Origin of the sequence: Bradyrhizobium paxllaeri (assembly GCF_001693515.2) — a bacterium.
Lineage (GTDB): Bacteria > Pseudomonadota > Alphaproteobacteria > Rhizobiales > Xanthobacteraceae > Bradyrhizobium > Bradyrhizobium paxllaeri.
The window spans coordinates 663686-682758 of sequence record NZ_CP042968.1; the positions used below are offsets into that span (position 1 = coordinate 663686).

At 63.3% G+C, this 19073-nt stretch carries 13 protein-coding genes; 10 read left to right on the top strand and 3 right to left on the bottom strand.

Going from position 1 to position 19073, the window contains the following annotated elements; genetic code table 11:
- Positions 1–237 precede the first annotated feature (237 nt).
- Positions 238–1041 (bottom strand): transglutaminase-like cysteine peptidase, encoded by an 804-nt coding sequence (locus tag LMTR21_RS03120; protein WP_065751402.1) that lies wholly within the window; start codon positions 1039–1041, stop codon positions 238–240.
- A gap of 694 nt (positions 1042–1735) precedes the next feature.
- Here LMTR21_RS03120 and LMTR21_RS03125 point away from each other — a divergent pair.
- Both LMTR21_RS03125 and LMTR21_RS03130 read left to right on the top strand, forming a co-directional pair.
- Complete coding sequence (locus LMTR21_RS03125) at positions 1736–6217, top strand: VCBS domain-containing protein (protein ID WP_246175072.1); 4482 nt, start codon at positions 1736–1738, stop codon at positions 6215–6217.
- A 91-nt stretch (positions 6218–6308) separates the two neighbouring features.
- On the top strand, positions 6309–8537 hold the full coding sequence (locus LMTR21_RS03130; protein WP_065751401.1) for a CHASE2 domain-containing protein: 2229 nt from the start codon (positions 6309–6311) through the stop codon (positions 8535–8537).
- A 275-nt stretch (positions 8538–8812) separates the two neighbouring features.
- On the opposite strand, the gene LMTR21_RS03135 is transcribed toward LMTR21_RS03130, so the two are convergent.
- A complete protein-coding gene (locus LMTR21_RS03135; RefSeq protein WP_084030469.1) occupies positions 8813–10426 on the bottom strand; it encodes an ABC transporter substrate-binding protein in 1614 nt (537 codons plus the stop codon).
- A 190-nt stretch (positions 10427–10616) separates the two neighbouring features.
- Between LMTR21_RS03135 and LMTR21_RS03140 the strand changes: the two genes are divergently transcribed.
- From LMTR21_RS03140 to LMTR21_RS03170, 7 genes are all read left to right on the top strand, one after another.
- The gene (locus LMTR21_RS03140; protein ID WP_430642524.1) at positions 10617–12284 is read left to right on the top strand and encodes an ABC transporter substrate-binding protein; all 1668 of its coding nucleotides are present in this window, start codon (positions 10617–10619) and stop codon (positions 12282–12284) included.
- Between the two features lie 160 nt (positions 12285–12444).
- Positions 12445–13398, top strand: coding sequence for an ABC transporter permease (locus tag LMTR21_RS03145; RefSeq protein WP_065751399.1), 954 nt, complete (start codon positions 12445–12447; stop codon positions 13396–13398).
- An 11-nt stretch (positions 13399–13409) separates the two neighbouring features.
- Entirely contained in the window at positions 13410–14288 is an 879-nt protein-coding gene (locus tag LMTR21_RS03150) for an ABC transporter permease (protein WP_065751437.1), read from the top strand.
- Between the two features lie 4 nt (positions 14289–14292).
- Positions 14293–15369, top strand: coding sequence for an ABC transporter ATP-binding protein (locus LMTR21_RS03155; RefSeq protein WP_065751398.1), 1077 nt, complete (start codon positions 14293–14295; stop codon positions 15367–15369).
- Positions 15366–15563 carry a hypothetical protein gene (locus LMTR21_RS03160; RefSeq protein ID WP_065751397.1) on the top strand — a complete coding sequence of 66 codons (198 nt, stop codon included), beginning with the start codon at positions 15366–15368 and terminating at the stop codon, positions 15561–15563. Before LMTR21_RS03155 ends, LMTR21_RS03160 begins: the two co-directional genes overlap by 4 nt.
- Positions 15560–16972, top strand: coding sequence for an Asp-tRNA(Asn)/Glu-tRNA(Gln) amidotransferase GatCAB subunit A (locus tag LMTR21_RS03165; RefSeq protein ID WP_065751396.1), 1413 nt, complete (start codon positions 15560–15562; stop codon positions 16970–16972). Before LMTR21_RS03160 ends, LMTR21_RS03165 begins: the two co-directional genes overlap by 4 nt.
- On the top strand, positions 16969–17949 hold the full coding sequence (locus tag LMTR21_RS03170; protein ID WP_065751395.1) for an ABC transporter ATP-binding protein: 981 nt from the start codon (positions 16969–16971) through the stop codon (positions 17947–17949). Before LMTR21_RS03165 ends, LMTR21_RS03170 begins: the two co-directional genes overlap by 4 nt.
- Positions 17950–18113: 164 nt before the next feature.
- Here the strand turns inward: LMTR21_RS03170 and LMTR21_RS03175 are convergent, their stop codons facing one another.
- Positions 18114–18353, bottom strand: coding sequence for a Sec-independent protein translocase family protein (locus LMTR21_RS03175; RefSeq protein ID WP_065751394.1), 240 nt, complete (start codon positions 18351–18353; stop codon positions 18114–18116).
- A 135-nt stretch (positions 18354–18488) separates the two neighbouring features.
- Between LMTR21_RS03175 and LMTR21_RS03180 the strand changes: the two genes are divergently transcribed.
- Positions 18489–18758: a GlsB/YeaQ/YmgE family stress response membrane protein gene (locus LMTR21_RS03180; RefSeq protein WP_057834089.1), complete on the top strand. Its 270-nt coding sequence runs from the start codon at positions 18489–18491 to the stop codon at positions 18756–18758.
- Positions 18759–19073: the final 315 nt, after the last annotated feature.

The following is a 19073-nucleotide window of genomic DNA, read 5'->3' on the forward strand; positions in this document are numbered from 1 at the left end:
CCAGTGATCTCTAGCGGATCTGATGGAATGCTATGCCGGTGAGAAGGATCGCGTCAATCAAGCCGGGGTACGAAATGCAAAAGAGAAAATTTGTCTCGTCCCGTTTTCACCGAAACGCGCGCGCGCTGGTATACCGGCTGCAGCGCAGCATCTGCATGAAGCAGGGAAGATCAGGCAGGAAAGATCGGAAGGAAAGCAGATTGTTGTCAGTCGTCACTGCGCAACAATTGCGCGCCGTCATTCAGTCAGCGCATTCATGTGATCGGTCCATGAGCCAGCCAGAGCGCTCACGACGAGTGGCGCTGCGGGATTGGTGTTCGAGGCGTCGGCGAGCAGGGGCGCATCGGCATATCGCATCACGCCGTGCTGGCCGATCACGAATGTCGGCCGGAAGTTTCTGACATCGGCGTCCTCGACCATCGCCATGCGGCGGTTATCGAGCATCAGCCAGTGTCCATCCAGCCGCGCGGCAGCCACCGCATGATCTTCGCCGCGGATGGTATCGCGCAGCACCACGATCCTGAGGTCGTCGGGCGAAAGGCCGGCGCGGCGTAAGGCCACGAGTTTCGCAATCGCATAATCCTCGCAGTCGCCACCACCGCGGGCGAGCGTTGCGAGCGGCGGCGTCCAGACGTCGATCTGGCCGTGCCGGGCGAGATCGCTCGCCGGCCGGATGGCGAGATTGATGGCGCGGTTGATTTCGCCAAGCCGGGCGCGGCCTTCGCGCAAGCGCGCGGCGTCGACGATGTCGAGGAATGTCAGCGCGGCCGGAGAGGCGCAGCCGTCACGGTCGCCCTCGCAGAGCGCAAGCTGCACCATTTCGTCGTCGAGCCGGTGCTGAACGCCGAGCCATTTGTCGTGCAGTCCACCGCTGGTAAGCGCGGACACGGGAAGTCCGAACGGCTCGGCCGATCGTGTCATTGATTCCGTTGAATCGGGCTGAGGCTGCATTTCGGCGCGCAGATCGCCCGGGCCGAAACAGGCCATGCCGCACGCAATGATGCCCGCGCGCCATGCGCGCGAAAACACTGACAACCCCATCTGACGCCCCTTGTCCGGGCATCGGCTGGCTTGGTCTGCCCGCTCGCGACCGGATCATTTCGCAGGGGGAAAGGATGGGCGAGGGGGCTTTTGATCTGCTTAAAACGGGGTACTCCCAGCCGCAAAGGGCGAAACAGCCTGAACGTCGCCTTGCCAGTTACAGCTAATTTTATCGATCCACTCGGGATTGGCGCTCGTCAAAGCCGATCGGTTATCAGGGGAGGCTGCGGGATACGGCGCAAAGTTTACGGTTGCGAAAGGGTCACAGCGTCACCGAATTAACCTTGCCCGCAGGGTCGCTCGGTAGGCGATTGCAACTGTCCCGATGCCTCGAAGGGATGGCGGCTTCAATGGGAGCGGGGAGATGATCAGCCTTTAGACGGTTGTCGCTTCCCTCAGGAAGCAGCATCGCTGCGCTGCGGCAAAGATGCTGCGGCAAAGATAAAGCATTATGACGACTTATCTTTATGCCTCGGTAAGGCCGTGCCCATTTTTCAATCGGGCTGGGGCAGCTCCCGCCTTTTCCTCGCCACACTCTCGCCCGACACTTTTTCCGGACCTTTTCGGTCCTGTTGCAGACTTACCCCATATTAAGGGTATTCGCGGCGCGTGTTCTTTTGTGTTCCTTACCTGCGTGGTATGAAAACTCCGCGGGGAAATTTCATACTTCTTAACCATTTAGATCGGTGGTCCATTGAACTACGCCGGCAAATTCGGATCGGGCGACCTCGGCCCTTTTTCCGGCGCGGATATTGGCCTTGGGCCATGGCCGTCACCGCACGGCCATCTTTCATCTCCCGGCAAGGTCCAGGTCGACAAAGTTTCGACACATGCGCCGTCCGACGCCATCATTGTTCCTGATGCGCATCTGCTGTTCAGCGGCGACTTCAAGCGGTCGGGCGTCGACCTGATCCTCTCGAGCGGCGAGCGCGAGCTCGTGCTGCCCGACTACTTCAAGGGCGAGAAGCGCGCCGCGCTCGCCTCGCCCGATGGCGCCCATCTGACCGGCGACATCGTCAACGCGCTGGCCGGGCACACCCAGTTCGCGCAGGCCGACGGCAGCGCCAGCGTCGCGCCGCAAATGATCGGCCATGTGACGAAGCTGGTCGGCAATGCGACGGCGATCCGCAACGGCGTGTCGATCATCCTGAACCAGGGCGACACCGTCCATAAGGGCGACGTCGTCCAGTCCGGCTCCGACTCGACGCTCGGCATCACCTTCATCGACGGCACCGTGTTCGGCCTCGCGTCGAACGCCAGGATGGTGCTGAACGAGATGGTCTACGACCCCAACGGGTCGGACAACAAATCGCTGCTCAGCCTGGTGCAGGGCACGATCTCCTTCGTCGCCGGCGCCACCGCCAAGAAGGGCGACATGAAGGTCGATACGCCGGTCGCCACCATGGGCATCCGCGGCACCGCGGTGCTGGTCGAGATCGACTTCGAGGTGCCCGGGTCGGGCGTCGCGCCGCCGGCGAAATTCCAGGTGCTGGTCGAGCCCGACGGCACCACCGGCTCCTACATCCTGTTCGACAAGACCACGCTGACGCCGATTGCGACCGTCAACCGGGCCGGCACGCAGACGATCATCAATGGTCAGGGCGGTGTCAGCTTCCAATCGTCGGTGCAGCTATCGCCCGATGCGCAGAAGATCATCAGCGACGTGTTCTCGCTGAAGTTCACCGACCTGAACAACCCGAACACCAAGCTCACCACCAATTTCACCGACTCGATCATTCCGGAGACGTTGTTCGTCAAGCTGACCGGCGGGGAGTTCATTCCCGTGACGGTTCAGCTGGTCAACGTCCCGAACGGGGCTACCCCTTCCACGGATACGGGTCCGCCGCCCAGGCTCGAGCACATTCCGGGCCCGCCGCAGGCTGATGCGTCCGGCGGCGCCGTTACCGAACGGATAGATGTGACCGCGAGCTCCGCGCTCAACAGCATCTCCGGCAGCGTCAGCTATCTCGACCTCAACCGCGGTGACATACCGAGCGTCAGTGCGCAGTTTTCTTCCTTCATCTATCAGAATGCGCAGGGCGCCAACGTCACCGCCACGCTGACGGCGGAGCAAATCGCCGCCATCCAGGCGGTCGAAGTGCCGCTGTCTGTAGCGCAGGATCCCAATGGCAAGAATTTCGGGACGGCGACCTGGACCTATAATATCGGCGATGGCGCGTTCGACTTCCTCGCCGCCGGCGAGAAGCTGGAGCTCACCTACCTGGCGCGGGTCGACAACAACTATGCGCCGTTCAACGAGACGACGTTCGTGCCGTTCACCATCGTCATCACCGGCACCAACGACAAGCCGACGATCTCCGCGACCGGCGGCGAAATCACGGAGCGGATCGGTACCGGCAACACCGCGATCGATGTCGTGTCCGGCACCGTCACTTTCGGCGACGTCGACCTGACCGACCGTCCTGTCGTCAGCGTGGAAATCTCCGCGACCGATCCGTTCCGCTATTACGACGCTGAGGGCAACGACGTCACTGCGACGCTGACGCCGGAGCAGTTGGCGGCGATCCAGACCGTCGAGGTGCCGCTCAGCGTGGTGCAAGGGAGCGGAAACACCAACAACGGCTCGGCGAGCTGGACCTACAGCATCGAGGACAGCAAGTTCGACTTCCTCGCCAAGGGCGAGACGCTGGTGCTCAACTATGTCGCCAAGGTCGATGACGGCCATGGCGGCGTCATCACCACGTCGATCACGGTCTCCATCGACGGCGCGGACGTTGCCGTCTCCGGTACCAACGACCTTCCGACCGTTGAGGCGACGAGCGCGGCATTCCTCGAATTGTCGAATCCCAGCCAGCCGAATCCGACCGGATCGCCGGCGCTTCATACCATATCGGGCACCATCAGCTTCATCGATGTTGACCTGACCGACCGTCCGGTGGCGAGCGCGGCGTTCACGTCTTTCGCCTATGCCAGCGCCGCCTACACCGACATCACCTCATCGCTCACCGCGGCCCAATTGGCCGCGATCGCGAATGTGGATGTGCCGCTGACGGTGGTGCAGGCCAGCGGCAATACCAACAACGGTTCGGCAAGCTGGAGTTACAGCGTTGCCGACGGGGCGTTCGACTTCCTCGCCGACGGCGAAATCCTCAACCTGACTTACACGGCGACCGTCGACGACGGGCATGGCGGCGTAGTGACCAAGCCGTTTACCGTCATGGTCACCGGCAGTAACGATACGGCCGAGATCACCAGCGATCCACAGGTCGCGACGATTGCGGAAAAGGCCGACACCCACAATTCGACGACGCCGGATACGGCCAGCGGCGCGATCACGTTCACCGATGCCGACCTGACCGATACGCATGAGGTCAAGATCACCGGCGTCAGTGCTTCCGGCGTGATGACGGGCCTCGCCGACGGCACGGTTCAATTGAGCTGGCTGTCGCTGGGGCCGCTGATCGATTCCACGGATGGCGTGCTGGGTTCGAATATCTGGTCGTTCTCGGCGCCGGACAAATATTTCGACTATCTCGCCGATGGCGAGGCGGTCACGCTGACCTACACGGTGCAGGTCGATGACCATCATGGCGGCGTCACCTGGCAGGATGTCGCCGTTACCATCAACGGCAGCAACGACGCGCCCGAAATTGCCGATGTCGCACTGCAGGGCCTGACGGAGCCGACCAATACCGCGGCGCTGACGACGACGGTCTCGGTCGCGTTCACCGATCGCGATTTGTCTGACGTCGGTCATACCGCAACCATCACCGACGCGGTGGCGACCGGTACCACGTCGGGCCTTGCGCTCGACAATGCGGCGCTGATCGCGCTGGTGACATCAGGCGCGGTGACCAAGGCTGCGGGCTCGTCGTCCGGCTCGGTCGACCTGTCATTCTCCGCGGCTTCGACGGCGTTCGACTATCTGGCCACGGGCGAAGTCCTGACGCTGACCTATACGGTTGCAATCGACGATGGCGATGGCGGAACAGCGTCCAGGGCTTTCACGATCACCGTCACCGGCACCAACGACGCCCCGGTTTTCACCGCCGCCAATCTCGCGCCGACCTATCAGGCGGGCGAAGCCGCAGTGGCTCTCGCCGGCAGCGTCTCGGCCAGCGACGTCGATAGCAGCAATTACGCCGGCGGATCGTTCAGCGCGACCGTGACGGATGGTGGACACCAGGGCGACACGCTCACCATCGCGAACGGCGAGTTCATTTCGGTCAGCGGCACCGATATTCTGTACGATGCGGATGGGACGGCCGGTCCGGGCAGCGCCCAGATCGTCGGAACGTTTTCGGATTACGATACCAACAGCCTGACCGTGACGCTGAACGGCAGCGCCAGCGATGCGGCCGTCGCCGCACTGGCGCAGGCGATCGAGTTTTCGAATTCCACGCCCGATCCGGTTGCCGGCGAGCGCACGGTGACCTTCACGCTCCAGGACGGCGGCGGCACCGCTCATGGCGGACAGGATTTGGCCTATTTCACCGCAAAGGTCGACGTCGAGGCCGTCGCAAATCCGGCCGCCCCGGTCCTGAGCGCCGAAAGCATCAGGGTTGTGGAGAATGGCGACGACGAGTTCACCACCACCGTGTTTGATATCAAATTGTCCGATGACGACCAGGACGCGGACGTGACGATCACGGCGAGCGCTGTGCACGGTACGCTTTCCCCGGTGGAGGCGGGCAATGTTTCGGACATCAATGACCAGTTTGCCGACGGCATCATTTACACACCGACGGACTACAACGGCGATAGCCACCTGAACGACATCGTCACGGTGATCGCAACAGATGCCAATGGCCACAGCGACACCCTGAACTTCGTATTCCAGCAATCCGGATGGAACGGCGCCACGCTCGAAGGCACGAACGAAAAGGACGTCATTTTCGCAACCGAAGGCGACGACACGCTGACCGGCCACGCCAAGGCCGATCAGTTTGTATTTGCGCCGGCGGACCAATACAACGATCCGAGCGCCGATGAGATTGCCGACTTCAAGCCGGGCGAAGATCACATCGATCTGCGCGCGTTCTCCGAGGTCAATTCGTCCAATATCGAGACGTGGCTCAGTACCCATGCGACGGCGAGCCCGACAGATGACGGGGACACGCTGATCACGCTCACTCACGGCGAAACCATCACCCTCAAGGGGGTCGCGGTCGCCAGCCTGCATACGAGCGATTTCATCGTCTCGCCGCATCCCTAGTATGGCTATCCGCCATTCGCGCCCGCATCCTTGATGCCGGTGCCATCTTCCGGCTTGTCTGGCGCCGCCAGTTAGCGAACAATCGAGAGCCATGAAGCGACTACGGGCCTTACCGAGGTGGTTCAAGCGGCGCATTGGCTATGCAAGGCTGCTGTGCCTTGTACTGCTGATCGGGTTTGCCGCGCTGCGCGTCGCCGATCCGGCGCCGGTGGAAGAAATTCGCGTCAGGACCTTTGACGCTTTCCAGCGTATCGATCCGCGCAAGAAAACGGCACGGCCGGTCACCATCGTCGACATCGACGACAAGAGCCTCGAGAAGCTCGGGCAGTGGCCATGGCCGCGGACGCGGATCGCAGCCCTCGTCACCGAGCTGACCAGGCTGGGCGCCGTGGTGATTGCCTTCGACGCGGTGTTTTCGGAGCCCGACCGGCTCAATCCCGGTGTCGCGGCCGAGGCGATCCCGCAGCTCGACGAGGAAACCCGCGCCAAGCTGCGTTCGTTACCGAGCAACGACCAGATCTTCGCCGACGTGATCCGCAAGTCGCGCGTCGTGCTCGGCGAGTCCGGGCTGCCGGAGGAAATCGCGGCCCTCGATAAGACGCTGCCGGTCACCGGGCTCGCGATGCTTGGCGAGGAGCCGCAGCGCTTCATGTTCGAATTTCCGGGCCTTCTGCGCAACGTGCCGGTACTGGAGCACGCCGCCGCCGGGCGTGGCCTGTTCACCATCAAGCCCGAGCGCGACGGCATCGTGCGGCGGGTGCCGATGATCATGCTGGCGCAGGGCCAGACCATGCCCTCGCTGACCTTCGAGATGCTCCGCGTCGCTGCCGGCTCCGGCACCATTCTGATCAGGGCCGAAAAGGGCGGCATCAAGAGCCTCGGCATCGGGCGCGTCCAGATACCGACCGATCTTAACGGGCAGCTCTGGGTTCACTATGCCCGCAACGACGCCTCGATCTACGTTCCTGCCTTCAACGTGCTGGAGCAGAACGTCGCGCCCGACATGATCGCAGGCAAGCTGGTGCTGATCGGCACCTCGGCGGTCGGCCTCAACGACATCAAGACCACGCCGGTGTCGCGCGCCATGCCCGGGGTCGAGATCCATGCCCAGGTGCTGGAGAGCGCGCTGACGGGCACGGTAATTTCGCGGCCGATCTACGGTACCGTCCTCGAATTTACGGCGGCGATGTTGTTCGGGCTACTGGTGATTGCGTTCGCGCCGCTGTTCGGGCCGGTCACGCTGGTCATCGTTGGCGGCGCGTTTGCAACCGTTCTGGTCGGAACATCGGCGTATTTCTACGCGCAGCACCGCTTGCTGATCGATTTTACCTATCCCCTGATGTCGACTACCGCGATCTATCTCACGCTGATCTTTTCCAGCTTCGTGCGCGAGCAGCAACAGCGCAAGCAGATCCGTGGCGCCTTCGCGCAATACATGTCGCCCGTGCTGGTCGAACAGCTCGCGCAGTCGCCGGAAAAGCTCGTGCTCGGCGGCGAGGAGCGTGAGTTGACCATCATGTTCTCCGACATGCGCGGCTTCACCTCGATCTCGGAGACCTACAAGAACGATCCGCAGGGCCTCACCGCGCTGATGAATCGCTTCCTGACGCCGCTGACCAACGCGATCCTCGCGCGCAAGGGCTACATCGACAAGTATATGGGCGACGCCATCATGGCGTTCTGGAACGCGCCGCTCGACGACAAGGATCACGAGCTCAACGCCTGCGAGGCGGCGGTCGACATGCTGGAGCGCATCGACGAGCTCAATCAGGCGCGCGAGCAGGAGGCCAAGGAAGAGGGGCGTCCGTTCATTCCGCTCAATGCCGGCATCGGGCTCAATACCGGCATTTGCGTGGTCGGAAACATGGGCTCCGACCTCAAGTTCAATTATTCGGTGTTCGGCGACAGTGTCAATTTAGCTTCGCGCCTCGAAGGGCAATCCAAGGAATACGGCTTCCCCATCATCGTCGGCTCCAGGACCGCGCTGGCGGTCAAGGACAAGTTCGCCATCCTCGAACTCGACTTCATCATGGTGAAGGGCAAGAAGGAGCCGGAGGTGATCTACGCCATCGCCGGCCGCGAAGACGTCGCACAGTCCGGCCGCTTCCAGCGCCTGCGCAACCTGACCATCGAGATGCTCTCCTGCTACCGCGCCCGCGATTGGGACGGCGCGCTCGCCGCGATCGAGCGCGGCCGCAAGACCGACGAGGCAAATTCGCTGGAGCTGCTCTACAATTTGTACGAAGCCCGCATCCGCGACTATCTCGAAAACCCGCCGCCGGAAGACTGGAACGGCGCGTTCGCGCTATTGACGAAATAATTCACTCGCTGTCATCACCCGCAAAAGCGGGTGATCCAGTACTCCGAGACGTTAGAGAATTAACCGGGAGGTCGCGGCGTACTGGATACTCCGCTTTTCGCGGAGTATGACGATCTTTGTGAGGGGGCGGTCGCCTTATTCAACGAAGATCCGTAGGGTAGGCAAAGCGACTTGTCCGCCGTAGCTCGAAGAGCGAAGGCGTGCCCACTATCACGAGCGTGGAACGGAATGGTGGGCACGGCGCAAGAGCGCCTTTGCCCACCCTACGATTCCCGCTACTCCAGCCCGATCTGGGTCAGATCCTGGAACCAGTGCTGCGCCTGCACGAACTTCTTCACCTTCGGCGACAGCGCATGCGGGTTGGTGTCGTGCACCACCCAGACCAGGGTGGCGTCGTCGACGATCGCTGCGTGCGCCTGCGCCAGGAGTTCGTCCTGCTTGGCGACGTCAAAAGTCTGCTTGGCCTCGTCGATCAGCGCGTCGACCTTCGGATTCTTGTAGCCGCCCCAGTTGACGCCGACGGGCGCGATCTGGCCGGAGTGGAAGAAGCGCACGATGGCGTAGAGCGGGTCTGACGTGACATAGGCGATGTTGTTGGAGGTGATGTTCGCATTCATCTCGTCGGCCGCGCCCTTGCGCCATGCTGTATACAGTGTTTCGAGCTCGACCACCTTGAAGTCGATCTCGATGCCGATTTCCTTGAAGCTCTGCTGCAGGAATTCGTTCATCGGCAGCGACAACATCTGCCCGGTGCCGCCCTGCGCGATGACGAAGGTCGTCTTCAGCGGCTTCTCCTTCGAGTAGCCTGCCTCTTGCACCAGCTTCTTCGCCGCCGCGACATCGTATTTGAGCCCGAAGGCGGGTTTGCCGAACCACGGGCTCGACGGGTCGACCTGTCCCTTGGCGGGCTTTGCCAATCCGTTCATCAGGCCAACCACCGCGTCGCGATCGATCGCGAGATTGAGCGCCTTGCGGAGGCGAATGTCGGTCCAGGGCGAGCCGGGCAGCACGCTCAGATGATAATTCCAGACATGCGGCGTGACGTTGTCGACGATCTTCATGCCGGCGGATTTGAGCTGCGGCACTGCATCGGGCGCCGGCGTTTCGATCAAATCGACCTGGCCGGCCAACAGCGCATTAGTGCGCGTCAGCGCCTCCGGCATCGGGATCAGCACGATCTTGTCGGCCTTCGGAAGCCGCCTCTTGTCCCAGTAATCTGCGTTCTTGGTCAGCTCCGCGAGTTCGCGCGGCACCAGCTTCGTCAGCTTGAACGGCCCGGTGCCGGAGGGCTGGCTGGCAAACTTGTCCCAGTCCTTGCCGAGCTTTTCATATTGCGCGGGGCTCGAGACCAGGAACCAGAGCATCTGGTACGGGAAGAAGGAGTCGACGGTCTTGGTCGTGATTTCGATCGTGTCGTCGTCGATCTTGGTGTAGCTGGCGACCGAGGGCAGGCGGGTTTTCACCTGCGCGCTCTGCCGCTTGTCGAATTGCGGTGCCTTGTCGTTGAGCACCTTGTCCAGATTCCAGATCACGGCGTCGGCGTTGAACTCGCTGCCGTCGTGAAACTTGACGCCTTTGCGCAAGGTGAAGCGCCACTTCTTCTTGTCCTGCTCGTCGACCTTCCATTCGGTCGCCAGCCCCGGCACCAGCTTGCCCGGCCGGTCGGCCACGTCCATCTCCCAGGCGACCAGCGGATCGTAGATCGTATAGGCCGAAAACTGGTAGGCGCCGGCGCCACGGTCGGGCTGGCCGGTGGTCAACGGAATGTCGGCCATTGATATGCCGTAGCGCACAACGGTCTCCGCCTGCGCCGAAATTGTAGGCAAGCCAAGAGGGAATCCGAGGGCTATTGCCGCGGCAGCAAGAAGCATCGAATATCGGGTGCGCATGATTTAAGCTCCATCGGGCAGGGGTTGGAGCTAAAAAATGCAAACTTGGTGCCAGATGGAGCATGGAAGGCGCACTTGCATGCGCGCACTCACGGGAGTTGTGCGGCTAATGGCCTCCTGCGGGGCGCCGTCCTTGGCACAGGCGTTGCATACCTTTGCATAAGAATTAGTCACCCAAGTCGAGAAGGGATTGCTGCATATGCGTAACGAGACATCGAAGAAGACGGCCACCGCGTGGCTGCTGGCGACTGCCCTGGTGGTGGGGCTGCCGCAGCTCGCAAGCGCGGAGACCGTGCTGCGGATCGGCATGACGGCGGCCGATATTCCGCGCACGCTCGGGCAGCCCGATCAGGGGTTTGAGGGCAACCGCTTCACCGGCCTCACCATGTATGACGGCCTGACGATGTGGGACCTCTCCTCGGCCGACAAGGCGAGCGTCATGATTCCCGGGCTCGCGACCGAGTGGAAGGTCGATGAGGCCGACAAGAAGAAGTGGACCTTCAAACTTCGCCCCGGCGTCAAATTCCACGACGGCAGCGACTTCAATGCCGACGCCGTGGTCTGGAATGTCGAGAAGGTGCTGAAGCAGGATGCGCCGCATTTCGACGCCAGCCAGGTCGGCGTCACTGCCTCACGCATGCCGACGCTGGCGTCTGCGCGTAAGATCGACAACATGACGGTGGAATTGACCACCAAGGAGCCGGACAGCTTCCTGCCCATCAACCTGACCAATTTGTTCATGGCGAGCCCTGCCAAGTGGCAGGCGTTCTATGACAAGGCTGAAGGCGCCGACGCCAAGGCCAAGTCGCAGGCCGCGTGGGCCGCGTTCGCCAGGGATGCGTCGGGCACCGGCCCGTGGAAGATGTCGAAGTTCACGCCGCGCGAGCGTCTCGAACTCGTCAAGAACGAGGGCTATTGGGACAAGGCGCGCGTGCCCAAGGTCGACCGGATGGTGCTGCTGCCGATGCCGGAAGCCAATGCCCGCACTGCGGCGTTGCTCTCCGGCCAGGTTGACTGGGTCGAGGCGCCGGCGCCCGATGCCGTCAAGGAGATCAAGCAGCGCGGCTTCCAGCTCAAGGCCAATGAATCGCCGCACGTCTGGCCCTGGCAGTTCTCGCGCATCGAAGGTTCGCCTTGGAACGACATCCGCGTCCGCAAGGCCGCCAATCTCTGCATTGACCGCGAAGGCCTCAAGGAGGGCCTGCTTGCCGGTCTGATGGTGCCGGCCACCGGCACCTTCGAGGCCGGCCATCCCTGGCGGGGAAAACCGACCTTCGAGATCAAGTATGACCTGAAGGCTGCCCAGAAGCTGATGCAGGAAGCCGGCTACGGCCCGAGCAAGAAGCTGACGGTGAAGACCCAGACGTCTGCCTCGGGATCGGGCCAGATGCAGCCCTTGCCGATGAACGAATATCTGCAGCAGGCGCTGGCCGAATGCTACTTCGACGTTCAGCTCGACGTTATCGAGTGGAACACGCTGTTCACCAACTGGCGCCGCGGCGCCAAGGATCCGACCGCCAACGGCGCCAACGCCACCAACGTCACCTATGCGGCGATGGACCCGTTCTTCGCGCTGGTGCGCTTCCTGCAGTCGTCGATGGCGCCGCCGGTGTCGAACAATTGGGGCTACATCAACAACCCGAAGTTCGACGAGTTGGTGACCAAGGCTCGCCAGACCTTCGATCCGGCAGCACGTGATGCGGCACTCGCCGACCTGCATGCGGCGTCGGTGGACGACGCGGCGTTCCTCTACGTCGCCCACGACGTCTCGCCGCGCGCGATGAGCCCGAAGGTGAAGGGCTTCGTGCAGCCGAAGAGCTGGTTCGTCGACTTCTCGCCGGTGACGATGGCGCCGTAGGGAGAGGGACTACTTCAGTCGTCATGCCCGGGCTTGTCCCGGGCATCCACGCCTTCCTCGCTGTTGTGGCCAAGACGTGGATGGCCGGGACAAGCCCGGCCATGACGCGTTCGAGAAGCCACCTTCTCCCACAAGGGAGAAGGGAAGAAGAGAGCCGCTCGTGTTCGCCTATATTGCTCGACGTATCGTCTACGTCATCCCGATCGTCATCAGCGTCGCGCTGGTGTGCTTCCTGCTCGTGCATATCACGCCCGGCGACCCGCTGGTGGCAGTGCTGCCGGCGGATGCCTCGCAGGAACTCGCCGCGCAAATGCGCACGGCTTACGGCTTCGACCGGCCGCTGCCGGTGCAGTTCGGGCTGTGGATTTGGCGCGCGCTCCACGGCGATCTCGGCGCCTCGATCGCTACCGGCCGCCCGGTGCTGTCGGAAGTGCTGCGCGCGGTCGGCAACACCGTGACGCTCGCGATTGCCGCAGCGCTGATCGGCTTCACACTCGGACTGTTGTTCGGCCTGATCGCCGGCTATTTCCGCGACACCTGGGTCGACAAGGTCGCGACTTCTGTTGCCATCGCCGGCGTCTCCGTGCCGCATTACTGGCTCGGCATGGTGATGGTCATCATCTTCTCGGTGCAGCTCAACTGGCTGCCCGCGGTCGGCGCCGGTCCCGGCGGCTCCGGTTCCTGGGGCTGGGACTGGGAGCACATGAAATATCTGATCCTGCCGGCGATCACGACCTCGGTGATCCCGATGGGCATCGTCACCCGCACGGTACGCGCACTGACCGGCGATATCCTTTCGCAGGATTTCGTCGAGGCGTTGCGCGCCAAGGGCCTGCGCGAATGGGACGTGTTCAAGCATGTCATCAAGAACGCCGCGCCGACCGCACTGGCGGTGATGGGCCTGCAACTCGGCTACATGCTCGGCGGCTCGATCCTGATCGAGACCGTGTTCTCCTGGCCCGGTTCGGGCCTGCTGCTCAATTCGGCGATCTTCCAGCGCGACCTGCCGCTGCTGCAGGGCACCATCCTGGTGCTGGCGCTGTTCTTCGTCACCCTCAATCTCCTGGTCGATATCGCGCAGGCCGCGATCGATCCGCGCATCAAGCGGGGCTGATCATGACCGTGATGTCGGATACCGCGTTACAAGCCGCGCCCATCACCAAGGCGCGCGGCTATTGGGCGACCGTCGGCCGCCGCATCATCAGAGACAAGGTCAGCATGGTCTGCGCCTTCGTGCTGGTGCTGATCTTCGCTTCCGCGCTGCTGGCGCCCTGGCTGGGCCTCGCCGATCCCTATCAGGGCTCGATGATTCGGAGGCTTCGCCACATCGGCACGCCGAACTATCCGCTCGGCACCGACGAACTTGGCCGCGACATGCTGGCCCGGCTGATCTACGGCGGGCGGCTGTCGCTGATCATCGGCATTCTGCCTGTCATCTTTGCTTTTGTGATAGGCACCTCGCTCGGCCTCGTCGCCGGCTATGTCGGCGGCCGGCTCAACACCGCGATCATGCGCACCATCGATGTGTTCTACGCCTTCCCCTCGGTGCTGCTGGCGATCGCGATCTCCGGCGCGCTGGGCGCTGGCATCGTCAACTCGATCGTGTCGCTGACCATCGTGTTCGTGCCGCAGATCACCCGCGTTTCCGAAAGTGTCACCACGGGCGTGCGCAACATGGATTTCGTCGAGGCCGCGCGCGCCTCCGGCGCCGGCCCTTTCACCATCATGCGCGTGCACATGCTGGGCAACGTTCTGGGACCGATCTTCGTCTACGCGACGGGATTGATCTCGGTGTCGATGATCCTCGCCGCCGGCCTGTCGTTCCTCGGTCTGGGGACAAAGCCGCCGGAGCCGGAATGGGGCCTGATGCTGAACACGCTGCGCACCGCGATCTATGTCAACCCATGGGTGGCGGCGCTGCCGGGCGTCATGATCTTCGCGGTGTCGATCTGCTTCAATCTCTTGAGCGACGGCATGCGCAGCGCCATGGATATCAGGAACTGACGCGATGAGTGAAGCAAGCCCGTCAGTCGAACTACTGGAACAGGTTGAGGACGTCGGCGGCGCCGCGCAGCCGCTGCTGCAGGTCACAGGCCTCACCAAGCATTTCCCGGTGCGGGGCGATCTGTTCAGCCCCCGCAAAACCGTGCGCGCGGTCGATAACGTCTCCTTCTCGATCGCCAAGGGCGAGACCGTCGGCATTGTCGGCGAGTCCGGCTGCGGCAAGTCGACCACGGCGCGGCTTCTGATGCACCTGATGAAGCATGACGCCGGCGATATCGTCTATGACGGCATGCAGGTCGGCCGCGCGCTGTCACTGCGCGAACTGCGCCGCGGCATGCAGATGGTGTTTCAGGACAGCTACGCCTCGCTGAATCCGCGCCTCACCATCGAGGAATCGATCGCATTCGGCCCAAAGGTGCACGGCATGGCGGATGCCGCCGCGCGCACGCTGGCGCGCGAACTGCTCGGCAAGGTGGGCCTACGGCCCGAAACCTTCGCCAACCGCTACCCGCACGAGATTTCCGGCGGCCAGCGTCAGCGCGTCAATATCGCGCGTGCGCTGGCGCTGTCGCCGCGGCTGGTGATCCTGGACGAAGCGGTCTCGGCACTCGACAAATCGGTCGAGGCGCAGGTGCTCAACCTGCTCGCCGATCTGAAGCGCGAATTCGGCCTGACCTATCTGTTCATCAGCCACGACCTCAACGTCGTCCGCTACATCTCGGACCGCGTGCTCGTCATGTATCTCGGCGAGGTGGTCGAGCTCGGCCCGGTCGACAAGGTCTGGGACGCGCCGGCCCATCCCTATACGCGGGCGCTGCTCGCCGCCATGCCGTCGTCCGACCCTGACAATCGCACCGAGACGCCGCCGATTTCGGGTGATCCGCCCAATCCGATCGATCCGCCGTCCGGCTGCCGGTTTCACACCCGCTGTCCGTTTGCGGAGCCGCTCTGCGCAAATGCGACACCAGACCTCAGCGATGTCGATACAATGGGCCATCAGGCGGCGTGCTACATGGCCATCCCGGGCTCCGGGCACAGCCGCGCACCGGCCAATAAAAACGAGGGAGCAAGCGTCGCATGACAAGACCCGATCCCAAACAGGTCAAGGTAATGACCGACGTCGCTGGCGTGCCGCAGGATGCGGAAGTTTCCGCGCGCATCGCCAATTCCATCGGCCCGGCGTTTGACGGCTTTGCGCCGGTCGTCGGCACGCTGCCGATGGATCTCGAGCCGGCGAGCTTCCTGCTGGTGCAGAATGCGAAGGTGTCGAAATGAGCGGCGAACCGGCCCTGATGTCGCTGGTCGCGGTCGCCAAGGCGATCGGAGCCAGGAAAATCTCCTCGCGCGAGGTGACGCAGTCCTGCCTCGACCGGATCGCGCAGTGGCAGCCCCGCGTCAACGCCTACATGGCAATCGAGGCCGATGCGGCGCTTGCCGCGGCCGATGCCGCCGACGCTGATCTCGCCAAGGGCAAGATTGCCGGCCTGCTGCACGGCGTGCCGATGGCGCACAAGGACATGTATTACGAGGCCGGCAAGGTCGTGACCTGCGGCTCAAAGATCCGGCGCGAATTCGTGGCGACAACGACCTCGACCGCACTGCAGCGGCTGAAGAACGCAGGCTCCGTCAGGCTTGGCTCGCTGCAGATGGTCGAGTTCGCCTACGGCCCGACGGGCCACAACGTCCACTACGGCGCGGTGCGCAATCCCTGGAATGTCGATCACATCACCGGCGGCTCGTCGTCCGGCTCGGGTTCGGCGGTCGCGGCGCGACTGACCTTTGCGGCGCTGGGCTCCGATACCGGCGGTTCGATCCGGATGCCCGCGCATTTCTGCGGCGTCACCGGCTTCAAGACTACCGTGGGCTTGATCAGCCGCGCCGGCGCGATGCCGCTGTCGCAATCGCTCGATACCGTAGGCCCGCTGGCGCAGACGGTCGAGGACTGCGCGCTGCTGGTCGGGCTGATGGCGGGCGCTGACCCTGAGGACCCGACCACGTCGACGCGGCCGGTGCCGAACTACATGGCCGCGACCACAGGCTCGCTCAAGGGCACGAAGATCGGCGTGCCCACGGCGTTCTATGTCGACGATCTCGATTCCGAAGTCGCGCGCGTGCTCGACGCGGCCATCGCGACTCTCAAAAAAGAAGGCGCCGAAATCGTCAAGGTCGAGTTGCCGGATCAGCGCCAGCTCACCGCCGCCTGCCAGATCGTGCTCGCCACCGAAGCCGCCGCCTTCCACAAGCGCTGGATGATCGAGCGTCCCCAGGATTACGGCGCACAGGTGCTGATGCGGCTGCAGAACGGGCTCGCGATTCCGGCCGTGACCTATCTCGAAGCGATGCGCTGGCGTGGCCCGGCACTGGCCGCCTACCTCGCGGCAGTCGAAGGCACCGATGCCGTGATCGCGCCGGTGGCGCCGATGCCCGCAGTGACCATTGCCGAGAGCGACGTCGGCAACAGCCTCGACGCGGAAGCCGTGATCCAGCGCATCACGCGCTTCACCCGTCCGATCAATTATCTCGGCCTGCCGTCGCTTTCGATCCCCGCCGGCTTCACGAGCAAGGGCCTGCCGGTCGGCATGCAGTTGATCGGCCGAGCCTTTGACGAGGCCGGGCTGGTGCGGATCGGTGCCGCATTCCAGCGCGCCACCGACTATCATCAAAAGGTACCCAAGCTGGCATGAGCAATCTTGTCGACATCCGCGACCTCAACATCCGCTTCACCGGCGAGCGCACGGTTCATGCCGTCAACGACATCTCGCTTTCGCTCGGCGAAGGCGAGGTGCTCGGTCTGCTCGGCGAATCCGGCTCGGGAAAAAGCGTGACGCTGCGCGCGCTGATGCGGCTGTTGCCCCGGAAGCGCACGCAGATTTCGGGCACGGTGAAAGTCCTGGGACGCGACGTGCTGGCGATGAACGACGAGGAACTTTCGGCGTTTCGCGGCCAGACCGTCTCGATGATCTTTCAGGAGCCGGCGCTGGCGCTCGATCCCGTCTACACGATCGGCCGCCAGATCGCGGAAAGCGTGATCCGCCACGAGGGCAAGAGCGAAAAGGAGGCCATGGCGCGCGCGCTGGAAATGCTGGAGGTGGTCCGCATCCCCTCCGCCAAGCGCCGCCTTGAAGCTTATCCGCACGAAATGAGCGGCGGCATGCGCCAGCGTGCGATGATCGCGCTCGCGTTGGCCTGCAAGCCGAAGATCCTCCTGGCCGACGAACCGACCACGGCGCTGGACGCCACCGTGCAGATCCAGATCCTGCTGCTCTTGCGCGAATTGCAGCGCGAGTTCGGCATGTCCGTGATTTTCGTGACCCACGATATCGGCGTCGCCATTGAAATCTGCGACCGCGTCGCGGTGATGTATGCGGGACAGATCGTCGAGCAGGGCCGCTTGCGCGACATTGTCCGCACGCCGGTGCATCCCTATGCCAAGGGCCTGCTGGCCTCGACCGTCCACGGCGCCAAGCGCGGCCAGCGCCTCGAAACCATCCCGGGCACGCCGCCTTCGCTGGACAAGGCCCCCGCCAGTTGCTCCTTCGCGCCGCGTTGCAGCGTCGCTCAGCCACGCTGCAGCGAACGCCTGCCGCCGAATGTGCAGGTGTCGTCCGACAGAACGGCGCGATGTGTTTTGGCGGAGCCGGCTGAAGTCGTTGCTACCTGATAGGTGATGGCTGAACTCGTCATGCCCGGGCTTGTCCCGGGCATCCACGTCTTGGCAGTGTCGCAGCGACAAAGACGTGGATGGCCGGGACATCTAGCGCGAAGACGCGCTTCGCGCTTCTGCCCGGCCATGACGAAGAAATCGGTTCTCGGATTGCGCGCCCCTTACCCGCCCACTCCAGGATCGGCCCATTGCTCGATCTGCGCCGGACCCACGACCTGCTTCGGCTGATGCGGGTTGAGCGTGCCTGCGCTGGCGGACCAGCCCTTGGCCAGGATTTGCATTGCGAACAGCTTGGCGTCGATCTCGGATTTGAACGTGCGGGTCGAGCGGGCCATGCTCTCCGCGGTCTCATCCGTCTTGTCCGGACCAAAGGTGACGTACCAAATATCGCTCTGTTTCATGCCGACATAACGCGCGTGACATAAAAAAGTTTCACTTCGCTGGCCGCATCGGCAAAGCGCGCGGACGGCTCGTGCCATCGGACGATGATGGACAGGCTGCCGTTGGCCTGCGTCGCAAAACCCTGGGGGCTTCAAATGGTGATTTCCAACGAAGGCATTCTCGTCATTCTTTTCGTCGGCCTGGTGGCCGGCTGGCTCGCCGGCAAGATCGTGCGCGGCACCGGCTTTGGCATCATCGGCGACATTCTCGTCGGTATCGCCGGCGCGCTGCTGGCGAGCCTGCTGTTTCCCAAGCTCGGCATTCGTCTCGGCACCGGGCTGGTGTCCGAAATCGTCTATTCCACTATCGGCGCCATTATCCTGCTGGTGATCGTGCGGCTGCTCCGAACCGGCGGGCGATGGTAGCGCGCGCTACTTTCCGTGCGCCACTGCGTCGACGACCCAGCGCGGCACCGCGGCGTCGGCGCACAAGCCAGGTGGCGATCGGCGGGTTGGGGGCGATAGCGGCGTCCAGCCCGACGTCCGCAGCGAATCGGCTGGGTCTCGATATCAGGAATTCTGGTCCTAGCCCCGAGCCTGAACCCGCGGCGGGACCGGCGCCGGCGTCAAAATAGCTGCCGAAAAGCGCGCTTCACCCCCTTTATGGCGGTGAACTGGATGTAGGTTAACGTGACTTAAAATGGACGGTGTACGAAAACACCGATAAAATCAGCACGTACC

Bases quoted from the DNA above. Each gene is read 5' to 3' on its own strand.
- LMTR21_RS03120 (WP_065751402.1), bottom strand. From the start codon at position 1,041: ATGGGGTTGTCAGTGTTTTCGCGCGCATGGCGCGCGGGCATCATTGCG.
- LMTR21_RS03130 (WP_065751401.1), top strand. From the start codon at position 6,309: ATGAAGCGACTACGGGCCTTACCGAGGTGGTTCAAGCGGCGCATTGGC.
- LMTR21_RS03135 (WP_084030469.1), bottom strand. From the start codon at position 10,426: ATGCGCACCCGATATTCGATGCTTCTTGCTGCCGCGGCAATAGCCCTC.
- LMTR21_RS03150 (WP_065751437.1), top strand. From the start codon at position 13,410: ATGTCGGATACCGCGTTACAAGCCGCGCCCATCACCAAGGCGCGCGGC.
- LMTR21_RS03155 (WP_065751398.1), top strand. From the start codon at position 14,293: ATGAGTGAAGCAAGCCCGTCAGTCGAACTACTGGAACAGGTTGAGGAC.
- LMTR21_RS03160 (WP_065751397.1), top strand. From the start codon at position 15,366: ATGACAAGACCCGATCCCAAACAGGTCAAGGTAATGACCGACGTCGCT.
- LMTR21_RS03165 (WP_065751396.1), top strand. From the start codon at position 15,560: ATGAGCGGCGAACCGGCCCTGATGTCGCTGGTCGCGGTCGCCAAGGCG.
- LMTR21_RS03170 (WP_065751395.1), top strand. From the start codon at position 16,969: ATGAGCAATCTTGTCGACATCCGCGACCTCAACATCCGCTTCACCGGC.
- LMTR21_RS03175 (WP_065751394.1), bottom strand. From the start codon at position 18,353: ATGAAACAGAGCGATATTTGGTACGTCACCTTTGGTCCGGACAAGACG.
- LMTR21_RS03180 (WP_057834089.1), top strand. From the start codon at position 18,489: ATGGTGATTTCCAACGAAGGCATTCTCGTCATTCTTTTCGTCGGCCTG.